Raw genomic sequence first — 21,149 nt, forward strand, 5'->3', positions numbered from 1 at the left:
CGAAGAATCTGCTGGTCAGCCCCCACCCCTGATAGCCGACCACCGCCACTCAGTGCCTCTTCAGCGGCTCATCGGCCAGACCGCTCGCCGCGCCACCCCCATCCGTCGACCCGGATTCGACCCGAGGGCCCCAGACTCCCAAACGAACAGTAATTGACCTGCAGTGATGCCGATTCTTGCCGGTATACCGAGCGTCCACCGACAGAGGAGCATCACAATGGAAATCAAGTGGACATTATTGGGCGATTAACGCCACGCTGTGAGTAGCCGCACTCGCCGTCGCCGCCTCCGGCTCCCCCGAGCGCGAACCGGATGGCCGCACCACGCGGCACTCCACCCTGGCGACCAGAGGTTGACAGCACAAGGCTCTGACCAGCCTCGTTACAGAAGTTCTTCCGCCTGACGGAAGCCGTCTTGCCGAGCCGATGCAAGCCTCACGACCCTAATCCCAACCACGGCACGCGGGGCGAGGACGCCCCGCCGACAGGGACGGGTACTGCCATGCCGCACATCACCGCTTTTGCCAGGAACCAGTGGTACGTCGCCGCCTACAGCCACGAGGTCGGGCGCGAGGAGCTGCTCGGCCGGACCATCCTCGGTGAGCCCCTCGTGTTCTACCGGACGGAGGCGGAGGGGACCCCGGTCGCGCTGGCCGACCGCTGTGTGCACCGCCGCTTCCCGCTCCACGAGAAGCCGAGCCGCCTCGACGGCGACCGGGTGGTGTGCGGCTACCACGGCTTCACGTACGACACGAGCGGCACCTGCGTGTACGTGCCGGGCCAGAAGCGCGTCCCGCGCACCGCCCGGGTCGCGTCGTACCCGGTCGTCGAGCAGGACGCGCTGGTGTGGGTGTGGATCGGCGACCCGGCGCTGGCCGACCCGCTGACGATCCCGCGCGCCCGGCACCTCGACTCCCCCGGCTGGACCACCGTGCGCGGCATGGAGCCCATCGACGCCGATTACGGCCTCCTCGTCGACAACCTGCTCGACCTCTCGCACGAGACGTATCTGCACGGCGGCTACATCGGCACCCCCGAGGTCGCCGAGACGCCGATCACCACCGAGGTCGACGAAGGCGCGGGCATCGTCCGGGTCAGCCGGCACATGGCCGACGCCGAGTGCCCCCCGTTCTACGCCCGTTCCACCGGCATCGAGGGCCGGATCACCCGCTGGCAGGACATCGAGTACCACGCCCCCTGCCTGTACCTGCTGCACAGCCGGATCGCGCCGGTGGGCGTGCTGCCGGAGGCCGACGGCACCGACCCGGGCGGCTTCCACACCGAGATCACGTACGCCATCACACCGTCCGCCGACGGCAAGGTGTACGACTTCTGGATGGTCTCCCGGGACTGGGCGACGGACGACGACGAGGTCACCGAGTTCCTGCGGACCAACAACCACACCGTGGTCATGCAGGACGTCGACGCGCTCAACCTCCTGCAGCGGACGCTGAGTTCGGAGCGCGCGGGCTACCAGGAGCTGAGCATCAACATCGACACCGGCGGTCTGGCGGCCCGCCGGATCCTCGCCCGGCTGGTCGAGGAGGGCGACAAGCCGGTGGAGAGGGCCCTGTGAGCACCGGCCCCACCGGCGAGATCTACCGCATCGACTGGCTGCCGGGCACCGATGTGCTGCACGGCACCTGCCACTGCGGCGCCGAGCACTCCGCCCAGGACCCGGTCGGGATGTGGGAGTGGATGCTCGGCCACCCCGAAGGACACGAGCCGCGAGGAAACGCATCATGACCGACGTGTACGAGGCCGAACTCGTCGTCGAGCGGCGGGAGTCGGCCGCCGACGGGGTGCTCGCCCTCACCCTGCGCCACCCGCTCGGCGCGGCGCTCCCGGCCTGGGAGCCCGGCGCCCACGTCGACCTGGTCCTCGGCCCGGGTCTGGAGCGCCAGTACTCGCTGTGCGGCGACCCGGCGGACGTCATGTCGTGGCGGGTGGCGGTCCTGCGGGAGCCGGCCGGACGGGGCGGTTCCGCCCATGTGCACGAGCAGTTGGGGCAGGGCGACAAGGTGCGGGTGCGCGGCCCGCGCAACCATTTCGCCCTGCGTCCGGCCCCCCGCTACCGTTTCATCGCGGGCGGCATCGGCATCACCCCGGTCCTGCCGATGGTGGCGGCGGCCGAGGCGGCCGGCGCCGAGTGGACCCTGCTGTACGGCGGCCGCAGTCGTGACTCGATGGCGTTCACCGGGGAGTTGGCGCGCTACGGCGACCGGGTGACCGTCGCCCCGCAGGACGAGACCGGGCTGCTCGACCTCGGGTCGGTGCTGGACGGGCTGCCCGAGGGGACGCTGGTGTACTGCTGCGGTCCGGGGCCGCTGCTGGACGCGGTGGAGGCACGCTGCCCGGCCGGGGCGCTGCATCTCGAACGGTTCCAGCCCAAGGAGCAACAGGCGGGCGAGGACACCGGGTTCGAGGTGGAGCTGGCGCGGAGCGGCCGTACGCTCACCGTCGCGCCCGGCGTGTCCGTCCTCGACACCGTGCGCGCCGCCGGTGTCGAGGTGCTGTACTCCTGCGCCGAGGGCACCTGCGGCACGTGTGAGACGGACGTGCTGGAGGGTACGCCGGACCACCGGGACTCGGTGCTCTCGGCCGAGGAGCGGGAGGCCGGCGAGACGATGATGATCTGCGTGTCGCGGTGCGCCGGCAAGAGGCTGGTCCTGGACCTGTGAGAGGCCCGTTCCCAGGCCGTCCGTCATCGAGCGGGTGCCCCTCTGTCAGGTGTCCCCCGTCTCGTCCCCCGCTCACGCCGTGTCCACTATCGTGGCATCACCTGCTCATGGACGGCTGAAATTGGCCACAGTTGTGGCGAGAGCTGGATGTGAGTTCGAAAGACCGGCTACTCTCCACGCAGTTCACGGCGATCGCCTGTGCGGTGGGCCTGTGCCGGTGTGAGCGACGTGAGAGACGTAGGAGACCTGTCGGTGTCGGATGGCTTCGAGGTTCCGGGCGCCACGGCGACGGTACTGCTGTCGGCCGTCGTCGCCCGTGTCGCCGTGACCGCCGACCGGCTCGGTGTGCCGCACACGGAGGTCTTCGACACCGGGCGGCTGTCCGTGGCCTCCGGTGTCCCCGAGTCCGTCGTCAAGGCGCTGCTGAGCGGCCGCCCGGCGGGCGAGCCCGATGTCCAGGCCCGCTTCCTGCAGCGCCTGGACCTGCTGCGCCGCACCCGGCTCAAGCCCAACGGCCGCAAGTACACCCAGCAGGAGATCGCCGACGGCGCCGGCATGTCACGGCAGCAGGCGGGCGCCCTGATCAACGGCGACCGCCGTCCCACGATGGAACACTGCGACGCCATCCAGCGGTTCTTCCGGGTGCACGCAGGCTTCCTGACCGCCGAGGACCCCGAGGCCCTCGCGGGCGCCCTGCAGCACACCGAGCAGGAGCTGCTGCAGAAACTCGCCGCGCGGGAGGCGGCCGCGGCCGCCGAGGACCCGTTGGAGCGGCTGCTCCAGGACCACGGCGTGCGCGGGATCGCCTGGCGGGCGGCCCAGCTGCCCACCGACCAGCACCGGGACAAGGTCGCGGAGTGGCTGGACATGCTCCTGGAGAGCGTGAAGCGGCCCGAGTCGTGATCCGGGGGAGAACAGTGGGCATCGCCAGGGAAATGCGCCGTCTGTGCGGCGGACTCGTCTCCGAACTGACCCTGCCGGCGCCCGCCGCGCCGGCCGACCTGTACAGCGCGCTGTGCGACGGGATGAGCAGACGCCGCGGCCGGCCCGTCCACTTCCGCATGGCGGCCTTCCCGACCGACACGGCGAGCGGGCTGTGGGTCGACATGGCCGACCAGGACCTCGTCGTCATCGAGGAACGCACCGCGCCCGACCACCAGTTGGTGATCCTCGGGCACGAACTGTGGCACATGAACGCCGGCCACTGCGGCCACCACGTCGAGGGCGCCTCGGTCGCGGCGCGTTTACTCACCGACGGGGCCGACCTGCAGGCCACGGTCCGCCGGGTCGCCGCACGCACCCGCTTCGACCTCTCCGACGAGAAGGACGCCGAGAACTTCGGCCTGCTCCTCGCCAGCAAGTGCCGTGCCTGGCTGGCCGGTTCGTCACCGCGCGGCCGCGGCCGGGACGACCTGGCGGGCCGCATCGAGACCTCACTCGGCTACCTGGGACCGAAGAGCTGACCTCCGCGCGCGCCCCTCAGGTCGCGCTGCGACGGCTCGCCTCACGGAGTTCGCGCACGGCCGCGTCCGGCACATCCGGGCGGGGCCGGGGGCGGCCCTCGCGCAGGAGCCGCCGCCAGTGGTCGCGGCTCCAGTCGGCCGGGGCGGTGGTGCGGGTGAACTCCTCGACCAGGGCGAGGAACCGGGCCGGGTCGGTGTGGAACGGGAAGTGTCCGGCGCCCTCGAAGATCTCCAGCCGGCTGCCCGGCATCGCCTCGTGGGCGCGGTGCGCGTGCCGGACCGGCACCACGCTGTCCCGGTCGCCCCACAGCAGCAGGGTCGGCATCCCGGCGGTCAGATAGCAGCGGTCGAGCATGGTCACCACCTGCCCGCGCCAGTCGACGACGGCCCGCAGCGTGCGGACGAAGGCGTCACGCGAGGTGGTGTCCGGCAGCGCGTCGACCAGATGGAGCAAGTCGGGCGCGTCCTGCCCGAGATCGGTGTCGAGCAGCTGCAACAGCCGCGCCGCCAGCCCGACGTGCAGCCGCATGCCGGGCAACCGCAGCGCGGACAGCGCGAGAGGGGCGCCGGGCAGGGAGACCAGCCGCAGCGCGGGGGTGACCTCACGGCCCACTCCGCCGGCGCTGACGAGGACGAGCCGTTCCGTGCGCTCGGGGAACTGGTAGGCGAACTGCATCGCCACTCCCCCGCCGAGCGAGTGGCCCACCAGGGTCGCCGACTCGATGCCGAGCGTGGTCAGCAGGTCGCGCAGTCCGTTGGCGTACGCGGCGACCGAGTAGTCGGCGCGCGGCTTGTCGGAGGCGCCGTGGCCGAGGAGGTCGGGGGCGACGACGGTGTGGGTGCGGGCCAGAGCGGGGATCAGCTCGGCCCAGGTCGCCGAGGAGTCGCCGATGCCATGGACGAGGACCAGCGCGGGGCCCTGTCCGGCCCGGCGGAAGGCCCGCCGGTGACCGTGCACGACCCGGTACTCCAGGGCCGGCTCCCCCTCGCCCGCGGGGCGCGGTCCGGCGGCGCGCGCCGGGCGCCGCGCCAAGACGTCGAACACCCGTCCTCCTCCCTGTTCGGCACCGCTTCCTCCCAGCGTAGGGAGCGTTTGGGCCGGGGGGTTTTCGCACAGGTTTCACCTCCGCTAAGCGGGCGAACCGGCGGGCGGCGCGACCGGATTGTCAGTGGTGGGCGGCAAGCTGGGGGGTGCGCCGTCGCAGGGCGGCGTCCGTGCCGCCCCGGCGGCAAGGAGACGACGCCGACACGGGGAGAGCCGACCGATGCCCACTGCCGTACTGACCGACCGCGAGCGCACCGCCGTCCAGGCCTATCTGCGGCTGCTGCACACCGTCCGGGCCGCCTTCGGCGAGGACTTCGGCGGCGAGCGGGGCGGCGCCTTCGGCCCGCCGCCCGTCCGGCAGCCCCCGGTGGTCCCGCCCGCCGTGCTGGCGGAGGCGGAGCGGGCGCTGGCGGAAGCGGGACTCATGGGCAACGAGGAGGAGTTCTTCCGGCTGCTGCGAAGCTGGTGCCCGGCCCCCTGACGGGGCCGCGGTCCGGGCTCCTCAGCGGTGGTGGACGACGACCGCCGTGGCCACCAGCCCCCTGCGGACGGTCCAGGAGCCGTCGAAGTGCCCGACCCGGTGACCGCCGAGCACCGGTCCGGGCACCAGCAGCCGGGCGCGGAAGGTCCCGCGCCCCTCCCCGTCCGTCCCGGCCGAGACGTCGATGTCGGCCTCGCTGAAGTCCAGCCACTTACGGGTGAGGGGGAACCACGCCTTGTAGACGGATTCCTTGGCGCTGAACAGCAGCCGGTCCCAGTGCACCTCGGGCCGCAGGGCGTCCAGCCGTGCGAGCCGCTCCTGTTCGGCGGGCAGGGCGACGGCCTTCAGCACCCCCTCCGGGAGCGCCTCGTGGGGCTCGGCGTCCAGCCCGAGGGAGGCCAGGTCTGCGGCCCGGACCAGGGCGGCGGCGCAGTAGCCCGCGCAGTGGGTCATGCTGCCGGTGAGGCCGTCCGGCCACTGCGGCGCGCCGCGCTCGCCGGGCAGCACCGGCTGCGGAGGCACCCCGAGCTTCTCCATCGCGCGCCGGGCACAGGAGCGTACGACGGTGAACTCGCGGCGCCGCTTGGGGACCGCGCGCGCCACCAGCGCCTCCTCCTCGGGGTACAGCGGCGCGTCCCCGAACTCCCGTACGCCCTCCTCCCCGAAGGCCTCGACGGCCACCACGGACTCCGGAAGCAGTTCCTCGATCACCGGTCCTCGCTCTCCGCGGGCGTCTGGCGCCGTGTCAGGATCGTGTCCTCGGCGGGTGCGGGCAGGATGCGGCGCAGCCGGCCGGGCGGCTGGACGCGCTGCCGCCACTCGCGCGGGTAGCCCACCGAGACCTCCTCGAAGCGGACGCCCTCGTGCCAGGTGGTGCGCGGGATGTGGAGATGGCCGAAGACCATGGTCGCCACCCGGAAGCGGCGGTGCCAGTCGGCGGTCAGCCGGGTGCCGCACCACATGGCGAACTCCGGGTGCCAGAGCACGTCCATCGGGTGGTGGTGCAGCGGGTAGTGGTTGACGGGGACGACTGGGAGATCGGCCGGCAGTTCGGCGAGTCTGCGTTCGGTCTCGGCGACCCGGGCCCGGCACCAGGCCTCGCGGCTCGGATAGGGATCGGGGTGCAGCAGGTACTCGTCGTTGCAGACGATGCCGGTCCCCTCCGCGTACGCGAGTCCCTCCGCCTTGGTCGCGCAGCCGGCCGGCAGGAGGGAGTAGTCGTACAACAGGAACAGCGGCGCCACCACCACGGGGCCGCCCGGGCCCTCCCACACGGGGTAGGGATCCTCGGGGGTGAGGACGCCCAAGTCCCGGCACAGGCCCACGAGATGCTCGTAGCGGGCGACGCCGCGCAGGGTGACGGGGTCGGAGGGGTGGGTCCACAGCTCGTGGTTGCCGGGCACCCAGACGACCTTGCGGAAGCGGCCGGCGAGGGTCTTCAGCGCCCAGCGGATGTCGGCCACGTTCTCCGAGACGTCCCCGGCGACCAGCAGCCAGTCCTCGTCCGACTCCGGCACCATCCGCTCGACCAGCGCGCGGTTCTCGGGATAGCCGATGTGCAGATCGCTGATGGCCAGCAGCTGCCCGGCACCACCGGCCCTCGACGTCACCTCGTGTCCTCCCGTCCACCACCCACGAAGGTCACCACGACAGCACATTCCCGGGCACGGAACAAGGCCGCACCTTTCGTGTCACGCAGGTGCACCCCACGGTTACCGATTGGTCACTTCCTTACCGGACAGGATGACATGAGTGAACAAGATCAGAAAATCCGTAACACGCGCGTTGCACGCGGCACGGCTGGGAAGCCGTATGATCGCCCCAACACCACCGCCATGGATGCCCCTTCAGCAGGGCGGTTTGGTGACCCTCCAATCCCCCTGCCCGGGCACGGGCCTGCTTTGCCGTGCCCGCGACCCCTGAAAGGCGGCCTCGCATGGTCTCTCGCGTACGCGTCTGGCTCAACCGCACGTACGCGGAGAACGTGTTCTTCATGGATCAGCTGCGGAGAAATCCGAGCGACCGCGCGGTCGAGATCCATGCGACGCACGGCGACGCGGACTCGCCCGTGCTGGCCGCCGCCGACACCGCCGACCTGGAGCCCGAGGGCCTGTCCCCCGCCGCCTACGTCGAGTACGCGCTGGACCAGTGCCAGCGCCGCGGCATCGACGTGTTCGTGCCCCGGCTGGAGCAGGCGGCGATCGTGGCGCACCGCGCCGACTTCGAGGCGATCGGCACGGCCCTGCTGGCGCCCACGCCCGAGGCCGTCGCCGTGTTCGAGGACAAGATCGTCGCGTACGAGGCCGTCCGGGCGATCGGTGTGCCGGTGCCGCCGTGGTACCGGGCCCGCAACGCCGACGAACTCGTCGCCGCCGTCGAGGAGTTGGAGGAGGCGGGACACCGGGCGTGCTTCAAGCCGGCCTCCGGCGCGGGTGGGGTGGGCTTCCGTGTGATCACGCGCGCCCCCTTCTCGCTCGTGCACCTCAGCGGCTTCCCGACCCCGTACGTCCAGCTGGACATGGTCGTCGAGGCACTGCGGCAGGCCGACGAGGCCGTGGACTGGCTGGTGATGCCCCGTCTGGAGCAGCCGGAGGTCTCGGTGGACTGCCTCACCGGCCCCGACAACCGGGTCCGGATGGCCATCGGCCGCAGCAAGAACGGCCGTCGGCGCGGTTTCACCCTCCAGGAGCAGTGGCTGGAGCCGGCCCGGCGTATCGCCGAGGGCTTCGGGCTGCACTACCTGTCCAACATCCAGTTCCGCATGTTCGGCGACGAGCCGGTGCTGATGGACGTCAACACGCGTCCGGCCGGCGGACTGCACCAGCTGTCGCTGTGCGGGGTCAACGCCCCTTGGGCCGCCGTGCAGTTGGCGCTCGGCGAGGACCCGGGCGAGGTCGTGCCGCCGTTCCTCGGGCAGGACTACACGGTGGTGTCGGGGCCGCGGCCGCTGCGTGCGGTGTCGCTGCCGCACCAGCGGATCGAGGACAGCGCCGAGCCGCTGCTGCCCGCCGTTCCTGCGCAGGCCGAGGCCGTCGTCCCCGTCTCGGCCGAGGCCGTCGAGGTGACACCCGCCGGCGCGGCGGAGGCGCTGCCGCTCTAGCGGACGCCCCTCCCGGCATTTCCCTCACCGGTATGGACCAATTCCGTCTCTCACCTTGACAGGCGGATTGGTCCATACCAACTTTGTTGCGCACCCCCTTTGGCGGTTCAGCACTCCCGAACGCCCCCATACCTTCAGGGAGATCGCGTGCGCACCACACCCCACCGACGCCCCTGGCGTCGAGCTCTCGCCCTACTGGGCTCCGCGGCACTCGCACTCGCCGGAGCCATCGCCCTGCCCGGCACCGCCGAGGCCGCGAACGTCCTCACCAACCCCGGTCTCGAATCCGGCTCCCTCTCCCCCTGGTCCTGCACCGGCACCCTCGGCCGGGTCGTCTCCTCACCCGTGCACGGCGGCTCCAAGGCCCTCGCGGGCGCGGTGAGTTCCAGTGACATCGCCCGGTGCAGCCAGACCGTCCCCGTCCAGCCCAACACGACGTACACGCTCTCCGGTTGGGTCCGGGGCAGTTACGTCTACCTCGGCGTCGACGGCGGCGCCTCCACCTGGACCTCCTCCCCGTCGGCATACAGCCGGCTGTCGGTGGCCTTCACCACCGGGTCCGCACAGACCAGTGCCACCGTCTACGTGCACGGCTGGTACGCCCAGGGCACCTACTACGCCGACGACTTCACTCTGGACGGCCCCGGCGGTGGCGGCCAGGACACCCAGGCACCCAGTGCGCCGACCGGGCTGACCTCCACCGGCAAGACCTCCTCCAGCGTGACGCTCTCCTGGGGCGCCTCCTCGGACAACACCGGCGTCACGGCGTACGACGTCTACAGCGGCGCCTCGCGGGTGCTGAGCGTCTCCGGCACCTCCGCCACCGTCGGCGGGCTCTCCCCGAGCACGGCCTACACCTTCACCGTGCGGGCGCGCGACGCCGCCGGGAACGTCTCCGGAGCGTCCGACGCGGTGTCCGTCACGACGAACGCGGGCAGCGGCGGGACCTCGTTCAAGCAGGCGGCGCCCTATCTGTACGAGGGCTGGGGCGATCCGCCGAACGTGTCCACGGTGATGAGCGCGACCGGCGTCAAGTGGTTCACGATGGCGTTCATGCTGGACGGCGGCGGCTGCACCCCGATGTGGGACAGCACCCGTCCGCTGACGGGCGGAGTCGACCAGAGCGTCATCAACCAGGTCCGCGCGGCGGGCGGGGACGTCGTGCCCTCCTTCGGCGGCTGGCAGGGCAGCAAGCTCGGCGCCAACTGCTCCTCCGCGAGCGCCCTCGCGGCCGCGCTCCAGAAAGTCGTCGACGCCTACGGTCTGAAGGCGATCGACATGGACATCGAGAACACGGACGAGTTCGAGAACGAGGCCGTGCAGGCGCGGATCCTGACCGCCCTGAAGACCGTCAAGGCGAACAACCCTGGGCTGCGGACCATCGTCACCTTCGGCACCTCGACCACCGGGCCGACGTACTACGGCAACCGTCTCATCGAGCAGGCCAGGTCGATCGGCGCCGACATCGACGTCTTCACCATCATGCCGTTCGACTTCGGCGGCGGCTCCGACATGTACGGCAACACGGTCAACGCCACGGAGGGGCTGAAGGCCAAGCTGAAGTCCACCTTCGGGTGGGACGACGCCACCGCCTACGCCCACATCGGCATCTCCGGTATGAACGGCCTGTCCGACCAGCAGGAGAACACCACCCCGGCGATCTGGACGCAGATCCGCGACTGGGCCAACACCCACCACATCGCCCGGCTGGCCTACTGGGCCGTCAACCGGGACCGGTCCTGCCCCGGCGGCGGCGTGGTGAGCAACTGCTCCGGCATCAGCCAGGGCACCTGGCAGTTCACGTCCATCACGGCGGGCTTCACCGGCTGAGCCACGGACTCCCTTCACCGCCACTGTCGCAGTTCCCGTCGTCACCTCTGCGCGGCCCGGCCCCGCTCCCGCGCCGGTTCCCCGGATCCCGTTCCCGGATCCGGGGAAATTTCTTTCGCCCGGGGTGTATCACGGCGCGAGCTGCGGGCTCTCCATGGTGTAACCGTGAAGGCCCACCGGGGACTACGGGGGAACGTGAGGTCCCGGTGGGCCGGCGCGGAGGCACCGCGGTACAGGGTTCACCGTTCATTCCGGTGCACGGGGGATCGGGGAAGCACCACCCCGGGAGTCATGGGGGACGCCCGGGTGCGGGGGGTACGGGGGATCGGGGCGGACGGCCGCTGTCACGGGGAGCGGCCGCCCGCTCCCGCCCCGCCCGCTCCCGCCTCGACGGTCTCCGTCCGATGGGCTCCGTCCGATGGGCTCCGTCCGATGGGCTCAGAACCGGCCCGAGCCCCGGTAGAGCTCCAGCTCACCGTCCAGTTCCACGGCGAGCACGGTGGCGTAGGGATCGAGGTCGTCCCCGGCCGGCGGGTCGATCCACAGCACCCCGACCGCCTCGTGCAGTCCGCCCACGACCCGGTGCCCGAGTTCGGTCCCGGTGCCGAGGACGCTGACCCGGCGCACCGGCGTCGCCAGCCCCCGTACACCGATCTCCGCGCGCGGGGCGTCGAACAGGGTGAGGTAGAGGGTGCGGCCGTCGGCGGAGAGGGTGCTGGGACCGTAGTGGTGCCCGGCCGGCAGCCCGCGGACCGTCCCGTACACGGCATCGGCGTGCCTGCGGATCCAGTCCCCCAGCCCCTCCAGCCGTTCGACCTGCGGCTGCGGGACGGTACCGTCCTCCATCGGGCCGACGTCCAGCAGCAGATTGCCGCCCCCGCCGATGGTCTCCGTGAAGTAACGGATCAGCTGGGCCAGGGACTTGTGGTTGTGGTCGTGGTGCTGGTAGCCCCAGGAGTCGTTGATCGTCAGGCACAGCTCCCAGGGGCCGTCCGGCGGCACGATCGGGGCGCCCTGCTCGGGGGTCGCGTAGTCGCCCTCGCTGAGCATCCGGGCGTTGAAGACGACGTCCGGACTGTACGACCGGATGAGCGCGGCGAGTTCGGGGATGCGCCACTGCTCCTCGCTGCGGTCCCACTCCCCGTCGAACCACATCAGGTCGGGCCGGTAGCGGGAGGCCAACTCCTCGACCTGGCCGTCCCGGTAGGCGATGAACCGCTCCCAGGCCTGCAGGTCCTCGTCCTCGGCCGCGCACTCCGAGTAGCGGTTGTCCTCCAGCTCCGGCGGACGGCCCGGCTTGCGGGTGCTGGCGTAGTCGGGGTGGTTCCAGTCGGAGTGGGAGTAGTACAGACCGACCTTCAGGCCCTTCTCCCGCAGCGCCTCAGCGTAGCCGGTGAGGTAGTCGCGCCCGAGACCCAGATCGCCGTATGCCGTGTCCCACAGCGCCACACCGTCGTGGTGACGGCTCGTCAGCACCGCATAGCGAGCGCCGGCCCGGGCGAACAGGTCGGCCCAGACCTTCGGGTCGTAGCGGGATCCGGTGAAGCGGCCGAGCTGGGACATGTACTGCTCGTGCGGCACGATGTCGTCGTAGAACGACCACGACTCCTGGACGCCGTCGACGGCGTAGATGCCCCAGTGGACGAAGATCCCCAACTTGGCGTCGGTGAACCAGGGTTGCATGGGCACGGCTGAACTCCTCTACGAAGAGGGGGACTTCGGGGGGAAGGGCGGGCACGGTTGTGCAGACCGTGCCCGCCCGGCAGAGGTCCGGGCGTGCCCGCCCGGAGCTTTCGCCCTACGCGCCGCGCCGCAGCCGGAGCGTCAGGACCTGGAAGGGACGCAGGCTCACCTCGACGGCGCCGTCGGCGTCCGTGGCCGCCTCCGCGTCCTCCTCCCGGGGCCGCTCCAGCAGGTCGGTGACCTCGAAGCCGGCCAGCGGGAACCCGGTACGCACGAGGCCCCGGGCCCGGCCGCCGCGCGACTCGTACAGACGCACCACCACATCGCCCGACCGGTCGTCGGCGAGCTTGACCGCCTCGACGGTCACGCCGTCGCCCTCGACGCGCACGACCGGCTCCGCCGCGCCCGCCGACGCGGCCACCCGCAGCGGCAGGTTGAGCGCGTAGCCCTCGGCGACCGCGTCGCCGATCGTGGCGCCCGGCAGCAGGGAGTAGGTGAAGCGGTGCCGGCCCTGGTCCGCCTCGGGGTCCGGGATGCGCGGGGCGCGCACCAGGCTGAGGGCGACCGTGGTCGTCGTACCGCCGTCCTCACGGACCGTGCGGGAGACGTCGTGGCCGTACGTCGAGTCGTTGAGGACGGCGACGCCGTAGCCGGGTTCGCCGATGTGCACCCAGCGGTGGCCGGAGACCTCGAAACGGGCCGACTCCCACGTGGTGTTGGTGTGCGTGGGCCGCTGGACGTGACCGAACTGGATCTCGGCCGAGGAGTGCGCGGCGCGCACGTCGACCGGGAAGGCCGCCTTGATGATCTTCTCGGCCTCGTGCCAGTCGATGTCGGTCTCGATGTCGATGCGCGGGCTGCCGGCCCGGACGGTGATCGTCTGGGTGAGGGTCGAGCCCTTGCCGAAGGTGCGGGTGACGCGGATCGCGCCGAGCAGCGGGTCGTCCTCGACGACGGTGACCGAGTCGGGGTCGAGCAGGTCCGTGAAGCGGTTCTTGTAGTGCTTGTCGATGTCCCAGGCGTCCCAGTAGTTGGGCAGGTCGGTGTGCAGACGGAGCAGGTTGCCCCGGCCCGCGAGCACCTCGCGGCCCGCCCGGACGTCGTATACGGACGACAGTGTGCCGTCTTCCGCGACCTCGACCCGGACCAGCCCGTTGTCGAGCACCCGCCCGGTCACCGTCACCGGCTGCGGCGAGGCGTCGGCCGCGGCCAGCGGCGCGCTGCCGCTCCCGGCCACCTCGACGTACGCCGGCGCGCCCGCGGAGGTGCGGATCACCTCGGCACGGTCGTAGGGGCTGGTGTTGAACACCCGCGTGCCGCCCGCGCCGAGCGCCGCGACCGCCTCGGCCGTCAGCGCCTCCAGTTCCCCGGCCACCCGCGCATACTCGGCCTCGGCCTCACGGTGGACCCAGGCGATCGAGGAGCCCGGCAGGATGTCGTGGAACTGGTGCAGCAGGACCGTCTTCCACAACCGGTCCAGCTTCTCGTACGGGTAGGCGTAGCCCGGCGCGTGCAGCGCGGCCGTCGTCGCCCACAGCTCGGCCTCGCGCAGCCGGTGCTCGCTGCGCCGGTTGCCCTGCTTGGTGCGGGCCTGGGAGGTGTAGGTGGCGCGGTGCAGCTCCAGGTAGAGCTCGCCGACCCAGACGGGGGCGTCCGGGTACTCCTCGCGGGCCTTGGCGAAGAACTGGTCGGGGTGCTCGATGACCACCTTGGGCGAGCCCTCGAGGTCGGCGAGACGGCGGGCCCGCTCCATGATCTCGCGGGTGGGACCGCCCCCGCCGTCGCCCCAGCCGAACGGGGCGAGCGAGCGCGTCCCGGCGCCCTTCTCCGAGTAGTTGCGGACCGCGCGGTCCATCTCCTCGCCGCTGAAACGGGCGTTGTAGGTGTCGACCGGCGGGAAGTGGGTGAAGATGCGGGTGCCGTCGATGCCCTCCCACCAGAAGGTGTGGTGGGGGAACTTGTTGGTCTGGTTCCAGGAGATCTTCTGGGTGAGGAACCAGTCGTTGCCGGCGAGCTTGGCGAGCTGCGGGTAGGCGGCGGTGTATCCGAAGGAGTCCGGCAGCCAGACGCCCTTGGTCTCGACCCCGAAGTGCTCGATGAAGAACCGCTTGCCGTGGATCAGCTGGCGGGCGATGGCCTCGCCGCCGGGCAGATTGCCGTCGGCCTCCACCCACATGCCGCCGACCGGCGCCCACTGGCCCTTCTTCACCGACTCCTGGATGCGGGCCCACACGTGCGGGTAGTTGTCGCGCACCCACTCGTACTGCTGGGCCTGCGAGCAGGCGAAGATGAAGTCCTCGTACTCGTCGGCCAGCGACGTCACGTTGGAGAAGGTGCGGGACGTCTTGCGCTTGGTCTCGCGGATCGGCCACAGCCAGGCGGAGTCGATGTGCGCGTGCCCGACGCCCGAGATCGTGTGGGCGCTGGCGTGCGCGGGACGGGCCAGGACGGGCGCGAGCACCTCACGGACGGCGGCGGCACTGCCGGAGATGTCGTCCAGGTCGACGGCGTCCATGGCGCGGTCGAGGGCGTGCATGATCTCGTGGCGGCGCGGCTCGTGCTCGCCGAGGTGGACCATCAGCCCGCGCAGCACCTGGAGGTCCAGGTCGAGGTGCCAGACCTGCTCGTCGAGGACGGCGAGGTCGGCGCGGCGGAATGTATACAGTGGACGGTCGCCTGCCGTCAGTACATCGCCGAGCAGCGTCGGCTCGGCGAAGTCGTTCGCCAGGATGTCGGGGTTGGAGGCCGCCTCGACCAGGTAGTCGATCCGCTCCCCGCCGACCGCGGGGTTGCCGACGGCGACGTACTGGTTGAGCGGGTTGACCGCCTTCAGCGGGGTGCCGTCCGGGCGGTGCACCAGGGCCTCGGCCTGGTTGCCGGGCCAGTCGCCGACGAAACCGAGGTCGATGACGGCCTCGACGCGTCGGCCCGCCCACTCGGCGGGCACCTGCCCGCTCATCCGGAACCAGGTGGTCCCCCACGGCGGGCCCCAGGGGGTGCCCATCGCGAAGGGCTCGTAGGCGGCGGCCGCGGCCTCCTCGAACGGGACGGGCTCTCCCGGCGCCTGCCAGGCCTCGACCTCGAAGGGAACGGTGGCCGCGTAGATCGCGGGCTTGATGCGCTGGTGGTGGACGCGCTCGACGCGCTCCTCGATGCGGCGGCGTTCGTCGTGCATGGGTTGTCTCCAGGAAACCGGGGAGTAGGAACCGGATGGGGAGAGCCGTCGGGCTCGGAAAGCGCTTTCTCTCTAGGTCAGCGCCTAAGGTACGCGAGCCCCGGATGGACCTCGGTGTAGCCCTCCACGAGCCGGCGGGCGACGTTGACGGAGTCGACCAGCGGATGCAGGGCGAACGCCTTGACCGCCGTCGCCCACGAACCGGACTCGGCGGTGGCCAGCACCTCGCGCTCGACCGCCTTGACCGCGCACACCAGACCGGTGGCGTGGCCGGGCAGCGGGTCGACCGCGACGGGGTGGGCGCCGTTGGCGTCGACGAGGCAGGGGACCTCGATGACGGCGTCGGCGTCGAGCGCGGACAGGGTGCCCTGGTTGCGCACGTTGAGGATGAGCGTGGTGCGCTCGTCGCGGGCGATGGCCCGCATCAGGGCGAGGGCCACCTTCTCGTAGCCGCCGGAGAGGTCGTCGGCGTCGCGCTCGCCGGCGCCGGCCGTCTCCCGGTTCTCCGCCATGTAGGTGGCCTCGCGCTCGGCGCGGGTGCGGTCCCAGGCGGCCAGGGCCGCCGTGCCGGGGTCGCGCATCTCCTCGTAGAAGTGGGCCTGCTGCTCGCGCAGGAAGGCTCCGCGGGTCTTCTCGGCCTGCTGGTAGGCGTGGACGGCCTCACGGTTGAAGTAGTAGTAGTGCAGGTATTCGTTCGGGATCGCGCCGAGCGAGCGCAGCCAGTCGACGCCGAACAGCTTGCCCTCCTCGAAGGAGCCGAGCAGGTCGGGGTCGGCGAGCAGGCGCGGCAGTTCGTCACGGCCCGCGACGCGCAGGCCGCGGACCCAGCCGAGGTGGTTGAGGCCGACGTAGTCGATCCACGCGTCCCGCGGGTCGGCGCCGAGGACCCGGGCGATCCGGCGGCCGAGGCCGACCGGCGAGTCGCAGATGCCGATGACCCGGTCGCCGAGGTGGCGGGACATGGCCTCGGTGACCAGTCCTGCCGGGTTGGTGAAGTTGATCAGCCAGGCGTCGGGGGCGAGCCGGGCGACCCGCCGGGCGATGTCGGCGGCGACGGGGACCGTCCGCAGACCGTAGGCGATGCCTCCGGCGCCCACGGTCTCCTGGCCGAGGACACCCTCGGCGAGGGCGACCCGCTCGTCGTCGGCGCGGCCCTGCAGACCGCCGACGCGGATCGCGGAGAAGATGAAGTCGGCGCCGCGCAGGGCCTCGTCGAGGTCGGTGGTGGCCGTCACGGTGGGGGCGTCGGGAATGCCGGCGGCCTGTTCGTCCAGTACACGGGCGACTGCATACAGTCGACTGTCGTCGAGATCGTGCAGAACGACTTCGGTGACCCGCCCCTCCGCCCGGTCACCGAGCAGCGCCCCGTACACCAGCGGCACCCGGAACCCGCCGCCGCCCAGAATCGTCAGCTTCACGCCTGCACCTTTCCTGCCACGACCACCTCGACGCCCGCCTCCTCGAAGGAGGTGCGGGTCACCGGGTCGACCGGCGCGTTCGTCACCAGCACGTCCAGGTCCTCGGGACCACAGACCCTCGCCATCCCGGTACCCGGGAACTTCGCCGCGTCGGCCAGCAGGACAACCTTGTCACCGGCCTTGATCATGGCCCGCTTGACCGGCACCTCGACGACGGTCGTGTCCATCACCTGCCCGCCCGGCCGCACCCCGCTGGTGCCGAGGAAGAGCCAGTCGGCATGGAGCTGGCGCAGGTTGTCCTCGGTGAGGAAACCGACCAGGGAGCGGTACTCGCGGCGGACCATCCCGCCGAGCAGCACCAGCTCGATGCCCTCGTCGTCGGCGAGCTCCTCGTAGACCACCAGATTGCTGGTGATCACCGTGAGGCGGCGGCCGTGCAGCTGCCGGGCGAGGCGGTAGGCGGTGGTGCCGATGTCGAGCAGCACCGACTGGCCGTCGGCGACCATGGCCGCCGCGTGCGCGGCGATGGCGTCCTTCTCGGCCACGCGCACCTCGGCGACCTCGGCGAAGGGCTGGTCGCCCTCCTCGACGACGGCACCGCCGTGGACCCGGGTGAGCAGGCCCTCCTCCTCGAGTTTGACCAGGTCACGCCGGACCGTGGCGGGGCTCACGCCGAGTTGTTCGGAGAGATCCGTCACTGCCGCGGGACCACCGGAGCGCAGGGCCCGCAGGATGAGTTGATGTCGTCGTTCTGCCAGCACGCCGCGAACACTACTCGTCATCTTCAATCATTTCTATGCTCAGTTCTGCTCGGGTATTGACCAGAGGCCGCGGGCGTCGCACGATTCCGGTCACGAAATGAAGAACTTTGACGAGCCCCCCGGCATCCCGCACCGACATCCCGCCCGACGAGAGGACGCCCCCGTGGACGACGACCGGCCCGACGTACTGCTGACCGGGCTGCTCTTCTACGACCTCGTCCTGACGGGCCTGGGCAAGCCGCCGACGCCGGGCGAGGAGATCTGGACCGCCGGCATGGGCTGCGGCCCCGGCGGCATCGCCAACCTCGCGGTCGCCGCCTCGCGCTTCGGCCTGCGCACCTCCCTCGCCACGGTCTTCGGCGACGACTTCTACGGCGGCTACTGCCAGGAGGTCATCGCCCGCCAGGAAGGCGTCGACCTCTCGCGCTCCCGGGTCGCGCAGGACTGGCCCACCCCCGTCACCGTCGCCCTCGCGCACGGCCACGACCGGGCGCTCGTCACCCACGGCCAGGAGCCGCCGTACTCCCAGGACGTCCTGATGGGCGACCCGCCCGAGGCGCGCACCGCCCTCGTGCACATCGAGTCCGAGCCGCAGGCCTGGCTCGCCAAGGCCGCGGCGAACGGCACCCGGATCTACGGCGACGTCGGCTGGGACCCCAGCCAGCAGTGGTCCACGGAGTTGCTCGAGCAACTGACCCTGTGCCACGCCTTCCTCCCGAACGAGACGGAGGCGATGGCCTACACCCGCACCGACAGCGCCCTCGCCGCCCTCGGCACGCTCGCCGAACTGGTGCCGGTGGCGGTGGTCACCCGGGGCGGCGACGGCGCGCTCGCGGTGGACCAGACGACCGGCGAGTACGCGGACGTCCCGGCCCTTGACATCGATGTCGTGGACGCGACGGGAGCCGGGGACGTGTTCGGCGCGAGCTTCGTCGCCGCCTCGCTCGGCGGCTGGCCGCTGGAGGAACGCCTGCGGTTCGCCGTCCTGGCCGCCGGACTGTCCGTACGCCACCACGGCGGGGCGCTCGCCGCGCCCGGCTGGTACGGCGTCGACCGGTGGTGGCGATCACTGCGGGACCCGGAGCTGAAGCGGGCGTACGGGTTCCTCGCCGACCGCATCCCGGCGGACGTCGGGCCACCGGTGCGCCACGCGCCGGTCACCCCACCCGCCCGGCTGCCCTGATGTCCCTTGCCTGAAGCTTTGCCCTGGTTGTGCATCACGTCTGTGAAGACGCGAACAGATCCGAAAGGCGGTGGGAGCAGTTGCGGCTCTCACGTAGAGGCCTGCTGCGCGCCGGTCTGGCCGGTACGGCCGCGACCGCGCTCGGCGGTCTGGCGTCCGGCTGTGCCGTTCCGACCGGTTCGACCGGCCGGAACATGGTCCTGTGGTACTGGGACGGCGGTCTGGGCGACACCGTCGTCGAGAAGGCCCGGGCCCGCTACGGCGGCTCGGTCGACCTCAGGGCCGTCAAGATCGGCGGCTACTACCGTTCCAAGCTGATCACCACCATGGCCGGCCGCGCCCACGTCCCCGACGTCGCGGGCCTCAAGGGTGAGGACATGGCGTCCTACCTGCCCAACGCCGACCAGTTCGTGGACCTGCGCACACTGGGCGCGGAGCGGTACCGGAGCCGCTACCTGGGCTGGAAGTGGGACCAGGGCATCGCCGACGACGGCTCGATGATCGGTTTCCCGATCGACTGCGGCCCGGTCGCCCACTTCTACCAGTACGACGTCTTCCGCAGGGCCGGGCTGCCGTACGAGCCCGAGGACGTGTCGAAGGAGCTCGACACCTGGGAGAAGTTCTTCGCGGCGGGCGAGCGGCTCAAGCGGCGGCTCCCGGGCACCTCGCTGCTCACCGACGTGAACTCCGTGTTCGAGAACGCGGTGCAGCAGGGCAGCAGGCGCTACGTCGACAAGGACCGCCACTTCATCGGCGACCAGGAGCATGTGCGCGCCGCCTGGGCGCTCGCCGTGGAGGCCAAGCGGCGCGGGATCGTCTCGGACCTGGTCAACGGCACCCCCGACCAGCTCTCCGCCGTCCAGGAGGGCAAGCTGCCGAGCCAGCTCGGCGCCTCCTGGGCGACCAACGACCTCAAGACCGGCGTGCCGAGGACCAAGGGCCGGTGGCGGGTGGCCGACATGCCCGTCCGGCCCTCCAACAACGGCGGTTCGTTCCTCGCGATCACCAAGGCCTGCCGGGAGCCCGAGCAGGCGTTCGCGATCATCACCTGGATGCTGGACGCGGCCAACCAGGCGCAGGGCTACGTCGACGCGGGACTCTTCCCGTCCACGCCCGCCTCGTACGGCCTGGCACAGCTGCGCGAGCCCGACGCGTTCTTCGGCGGCCAGGTCACCATGGACGTCTTCGGGCCCGCCGCGCAGAAGATCGCCGTCGCCTACAACAGCCCCTACGACGTGGCGCTCGGCCAGCCGATCAAGGACGAGATCAAGAACGTCGGCGTCCTCGGCAAGAACCCCGAGCGGGCCTGGAAGGACGCCATGAGCAAGTGCCGGCGCATCGCCGACCACCTGGGGGTGAGCCACTGATGGCCACCGCGCTCGACGAGCCCACGGTCACCGTGGAGTCCGCCCCCGCTCCCGCGCCCCGCACCGGCCTGCGCAAGTACTGGCATCTGTACGCGGCGATCTCGCCGTTCTATCTCCTCTTCCTCTGCTTCGGCCTGGTGCCGGTCGGCTTCTCGCTGTATCTGTCCTTCCACCGCTGGGACGGTCTCGGTCCGATGGAGTGGGCCGGACTGTCGCAGTACCAGTACCTGCTGGGCGACAGCGACTTCTGGAGCTCGATCGGGAACACGCTCGTCATCTGGGCGCTGGCCACCTTCCCCATGATCTTCCTGGCGATGGTGACGGCCGTCCTGCTGAACTCCGCGGTCCGGTTCAAGAACGCCTACCGGTTCGCCTACTTCCTGCCCAACGTCACCTCGGTCGTGGCGATCGCGATCATCTTCGGCTCGGTGTTCTCCACCAACTTCGGCCTGGTGAACGCGCTGCTCCAGGCCGTCGGGCTGGACCAGGTGGCCTGGCTGAACACCCCCTGGGGCATCAAGGCCGCCGTCGCCACGCTGATGACCTGGCAGTGGACGGGATACAACGCGATCATCTTCCTCGCGGGACTGCAGACGATCCCCGGTGAACTGTATGAAGCAGCCCGTATGGACGGGGCCGGTCCGGTGCAGACGTTCTTCCGGATCACGCTGCCGATGATGCGGCCGGTGGTGCTGTTCGTGCTCGTGATCTCCACGGTCACCGGTCTGCAGAGCTTCTCCGAGCCGCAGGTCCTGCTGCAGAACACCTCCAACGACTCGACGTTCTCCGGCGGGCCCGGCCACGCCGGCCGGACGATGGTCCTCTACTTCTTCCAGCAGACCTTCGACAACAACGACTTCGGCTACGGCGCCGCCGTGGCGTGGGGCATCTTCCTCGTCGTCGTCCTCTTCTCGATCATCAACTGGCGTCTGGTGCAGCGCCGGGGCGAAGACTAGGAGGCCC

General features: G+C 71.2%; 18 protein-coding genes. 11 read left to right on the forward strand and 7 right to left on the reverse strand.

Going from position 1 to position 21,149, the window contains the following annotated elements:
• Positions 1–501 precede the first annotated feature (501 nt).
• The 5 genes from U5640_RS05555 (at position 502) to U5640_RS05575 (ending at position 4,143) form a co-directional block, all read left to right on the forward strand.
• A complete protein-coding gene (locus U5640_RS05555) occupies positions 502–1,575 on the forward strand; it encodes an aromatic ring-hydroxylating dioxygenase subunit alpha (protein ID WP_340374671.1) in 1,074 nt (357 codons plus the stop codon).
• On the forward strand, positions 1,572–1,745 hold the full coding sequence (locus U5640_RS05560) for a hypothetical protein (protein WP_340374672.1): 174 nt from the start codon (positions 1,572–1,574) through the stop codon (positions 1,743–1,745). The genes U5640_RS05555 and U5640_RS05560 overlap by 4 nt, the downstream gene beginning before the upstream one ends.
• Entirely contained in the window at positions 1,742–2,680 is a 939-nt protein-coding gene (locus tag U5640_RS05565; protein ID WP_340374673.1) for a PDR/VanB family oxidoreductase, read from the forward strand. Before U5640_RS05560 ends, U5640_RS05565 begins: the two co-directional genes overlap by 4 nt.
• A 252-nt stretch (positions 2,681–2,932) precedes the next feature.
• Positions 2,933–3,583, forward strand: a complete 651-nt coding sequence (locus U5640_RS05570; RefSeq protein WP_340374674.1) for a helix-turn-helix transcriptional regulator — start codon at positions 2,933–2,935, stop codon at positions 3,581–3,583.
• Between the two features lie 32 nt (positions 3,584–3,615).
• Entirely contained in the window at positions 3,616–4,143 is a 528-nt protein-coding gene (locus U5640_RS05575) for a toxin-antitoxin system, toxin component (protein WP_340384952.1), read from the forward strand.
• Between the two features lie 16 nt (positions 4,144–4,159).
• Here U5640_RS05575 and U5640_RS05580 read toward each other — a convergent pair whose 3' ends face one another.
• Positions 4,160–5,188, reverse strand: coding sequence for an alpha/beta fold hydrolase (locus U5640_RS05580; RefSeq protein ID WP_340374675.1), 1,029 nt, complete (start codon positions 5,186–5,188; stop codon positions 4,160–4,162).
• Positions 5,189–5,408: 220 nt separating this feature from the next.
• Here U5640_RS05580 and U5640_RS05585 point away from each other — a divergent pair, with 220 nt between their 5' ends.
• Positions 5,409–5,669 carry a hypothetical protein gene (locus U5640_RS05585; protein WP_340374676.1) on the forward strand — a complete coding sequence of 87 codons (261 nt, stop codon included), beginning with the start codon at positions 5,409–5,411 and terminating at the stop codon, positions 5,667–5,669.
• A gap of 21 nt (positions 5,670–5,690) precedes the next feature.
• Here the strand turns inward: U5640_RS05585 and U5640_RS05590 are convergent, their stop codons facing one another.
• Together U5640_RS05590 and U5640_RS05595 are read right to left on the reverse strand one after the other, a co-directional pair.
• Positions 5,691–6,380 (reverse strand): 4'-phosphopantetheinyl transferase superfamily protein, encoded by a 690-nt coding sequence (locus tag U5640_RS05590; protein WP_340374677.1) that lies wholly within the window; start codon positions 6,378–6,380, stop codon positions 5,691–5,693.
• Entirely contained in the window at positions 6,377–7,279 is a 903-nt protein-coding gene (locus U5640_RS05595; protein WP_340374678.1) for a metallophosphoesterase, read from the reverse strand. Before U5640_RS05595 ends, U5640_RS05590 begins: the two co-directional genes overlap by 4 nt.
• 326 nt (positions 7,280–7,605) lie before the next feature.
• Here U5640_RS05595 and U5640_RS05600 point away from each other — a divergent pair, with 326 nt between their 5' ends.
• Positions 7,606–8,769: an ATP-grasp domain-containing protein gene (locus U5640_RS05600; protein WP_340374679.1), complete on the forward strand. Its 1,164-nt coding sequence runs from the start codon at positions 7,606–7,608 to the stop codon at positions 8,767–8,769.
• A gap of 147 nt (positions 8,770–8,916) precedes the next feature.
• Complete coding sequence (locus U5640_RS05605) at positions 8,917–10,599, forward strand: carbohydrate binding domain-containing protein (RefSeq protein ID WP_340374680.1); 1,683 nt, start codon at positions 8,917–8,919, stop codon at positions 10,597–10,599.
• 438 nt (positions 10,600–11,037) lie between these two features.
• On the opposite strand, the gene U5640_RS05610 is transcribed toward U5640_RS05605, so the two are convergent.
• The 4 genes from U5640_RS05610 to U5640_RS05625 all read right to left on the reverse strand — a co-directional run bounded on the left by U5640_RS05610 (position 11,038) and on the right by U5640_RS05625 (position 17,636).
• Complete coding sequence (locus U5640_RS05610) at positions 11,038–12,288, reverse strand: alpha-L-fucosidase (protein WP_340374681.1); 1,251 nt, start codon at positions 12,286–12,288, stop codon at positions 11,038–11,040.
• A 109-nt stretch (positions 12,289–12,397) separates the two neighbouring features.
• Entirely contained in the window at positions 12,398–15,457 is a 3,060-nt protein-coding gene (locus U5640_RS05615; RefSeq protein ID WP_340374682.1) for a glycoside hydrolase family 38 C-terminal domain-containing protein, read from the reverse strand.
• A gap of 77 nt (positions 15,458–15,534) precedes the next feature.
• The gene (locus U5640_RS05620) at positions 15,535–16,875 is read right to left on the reverse strand and encodes a 6-phospho-beta-glucosidase (RefSeq protein ID WP_340374683.1); all 1,341 of its coding nucleotides are present in this window, start codon (positions 16,873–16,875) and stop codon (positions 15,535–15,537) included.
• Entirely contained in the window at positions 16,872–17,636 is a 765-nt protein-coding gene (locus U5640_RS05625; RefSeq protein WP_340374684.1) for a DeoR/GlpR family DNA-binding transcription regulator, read from the reverse strand. Before U5640_RS05625 ends, U5640_RS05620 begins: the two co-directional genes overlap by 4 nt.
• Positions 17,637–17,799: 163 nt before the next feature.
• Between U5640_RS05625 and U5640_RS05630 the strand changes: the two genes are divergently transcribed.
• The 3 genes from U5640_RS05630 to U5640_RS05640 all read left to right on the forward strand — a co-directional run bounded on the left by U5640_RS05630 (position 17,800) and on the right by U5640_RS05640 (position 21,142).
• A complete protein-coding gene (locus U5640_RS05630; protein WP_340374685.1) occupies positions 17,800–18,819 on the forward strand; it encodes a carbohydrate kinase family protein in 1,020 nt (339 codons plus the stop codon).
• Between the two features lie 80 nt (positions 18,820–18,899).
• Positions 18,900–20,186 (forward strand): extracellular solute-binding protein, encoded by a 1,287-nt coding sequence (locus U5640_RS05635; protein WP_340374686.1) that lies wholly within the window; start codon positions 18,900–18,902, stop codon positions 20,184–20,186.
• Positions 20,186–21,142 carry a sugar ABC transporter permease gene (locus U5640_RS05640; protein ID WP_340374687.1) on the forward strand — a complete coding sequence of 319 codons (957 nt, stop codon included), beginning with the start codon at positions 20,186–20,188 and terminating at the stop codon, positions 21,140–21,142. Before U5640_RS05635 ends, U5640_RS05640 begins: the two co-directional genes overlap by 1 nt.
• Positions 21,143–21,149: the final 7 nt, after the last annotated feature.

This window comes from Streptomyces sp. SS7 (assembly GCF_037993025.1).
Classification (GTDB): Bacteria; Actinomycetota; Actinomycetes; order Streptomycetales; family Streptomycetaceae; genus Streptomyces.

Coding starts and splice junctions, on each gene's coding strand:
- U5640_RS05565 (WP_340374673.1), top strand. CDS start 1,742: ATGACCGACGTGTACGAGGCCGAACTCGTCGTCGAGCGGCGGGAGTCG.
- U5640_RS05600 (WP_340374679.1), top strand. CDS start 7,606: ATGGTCTCTCGCGTACGCGTCTGGCTCAACCGCACGTACGCGGAGAAC.
- U5640_RS05575 (WP_340384952.1), top strand. CDS start 3,616: ATGCGCCGTCTGTGCGGCGGACTCGTCTCCGAACTGACCCTGCCGGCG.
- U5640_RS05555 (WP_340374671.1), top strand. CDS start 502: ATGCCGCACATCACCGCTTTTGCCAGGAACCAGTGGTACGTCGCCGCC.
- U5640_RS05640 (WP_340374687.1), top strand. CDS start 20,186: ATGGCCACCGCGCTCGACGAGCCCACGGTCACCGTGGAGTCCGCCCCC.
- U5640_RS05615 (WP_340374682.1), bottom strand. CDS start 15,457: ATGCACGACGAACGCCGCCGCATCGAGGAGCGCGTCGAGCGCGTCCAC.
- U5640_RS05585 (WP_340374676.1), top strand. CDS start 5,409: ATGCCCACTGCCGTACTGACCGACCGCGAGCGCACCGCCGTCCAGGCC.